Below are 1124 nucleotides of genomic sequence, written 5' to 3'. Positions count from 1 at the left end.
GAAAGCCTCTGGCGTCATGCCATTGAGGCTGGTGTGTGGCCTGACGGCGTTATAGTCGACCCGCCAGGCGTCGATGACCGTCCGAGCGTGGGCGATGTTACGGAACAGATGCTCATTGAGGCATTCGTCGCGGAACCGGCCGTTGAAGCTCTCGATGAACCCGTTCTGCTGCGGCTTTCCCGGCGCGATATAGTGCCACAGCACCGACCGCTTCTGCTGCCAGGCCAGGATCGCGTTCGAGGTCATCTCGGTGCCGTTGTCACTGACAATCATCAAGGGGAAGCCGCGCATTTCTGCGATCCGGTCCAGTTCGCGGCCAAGCCGTTCGCCCGACAGCGATGTGTCGGCGACCAGCGCCAGGCATTCGCGCGTGTAGTCGTCCACCACCGTCAGCACCCGGAACCGCCGTCCGTTGTTCAGTGCGTCCGAGACGAAATCCAGGCTCCAGCGCTGGTTCGACCCGTCGGGCAGCACCATTGGCGCGCGCGTGCCCAGCGCCCGTTTCCGACCGCCCCGCTTGCGGACCGACAGACCCTCCTCGCAATACAGCCGAAACAGCTTCTTGTGGTTCATGGCGATCCCTTCGCGGTCGAGCAGGATGTGCAGCCGCCGATACCCGAACCGGTGCCGCTCTCCCGCCAGTTCCCGCAGACGCGCGCGCGCCGCATTGTCGTCCGGACGGCACGACGCATAGCGCCACGTCTTCGGATCGATGCCGACCAACCGGCACGCACGGCGTTGCGAATAGTCTTTCTCCCGGATCGCCCAGGTCACGGCATCGCGCCGCAAACCGGGCGTCACGAGTTTTTTGCCAGGAGCTCTTTCAGTGTCGAGACGTCCATCACGCTCTCGGCCAGGAGCCGCTTCAGCTTCGCGTTCTCGTCTTCCAGAGCCTTGAGCCGCCGCGCTTCCGACACATCCATCCCACCATATTTCGACCGCCAGGTGTAGAACGTCGCATCGCTGATCCCGTGCTTGCGGCACAGATCCGCCGCCGTCGCGCCCGCCTGATGCTCTTTCAGGAGCCCGATAATCTGGTCCTGCGTAAATCGTACTTTCTTCATCGTCTGTCTCCAGTAGACAGACCTTACTTCAAGTCGAGGGCATTTCAGGGGGCAAGGTCA

The 1124-nt window shown here is 62.8% G+C and carries 1 protein-coding gene; it reads right to left on the bottom strand.

Annotated features, from left to right (window positions below):
* Positions 1 to 1064, bottom strand: a protein-coding gene (locus HNR55_RS16690; RefSeq protein WP_166117250.1) for an IS3 family transposase whose coding sequence is annotated in 2 segments (ribosomal slippage) — positions 1 to 812 and positions 812 to 1064 — 1065 coding nt annotated over the 2 segments. Because the reading frame shifts where the segments join, the coding sequence is not laid out codon by codon here. This gene is flagged as partial in the annotation.
* Between the last annotated feature and the right edge of the window lie 60 nt (positions 1065 to 1124).

The sequence above is a fragment of the Acetobacter lovaniensis genome (genome assembly GCF_014207635.1).
GTDB classification, from domain to species: Bacteria; Pseudomonadota; Alphaproteobacteria; order Acetobacterales; family Acetobacteraceae; genus Acetobacter; species Acetobacter lovaniensis.
The sequence above is the reverse complement of the archived record's forward strand: the minus strand, read 5'-3'. Positions and strand labels throughout refer to the sequence as shown.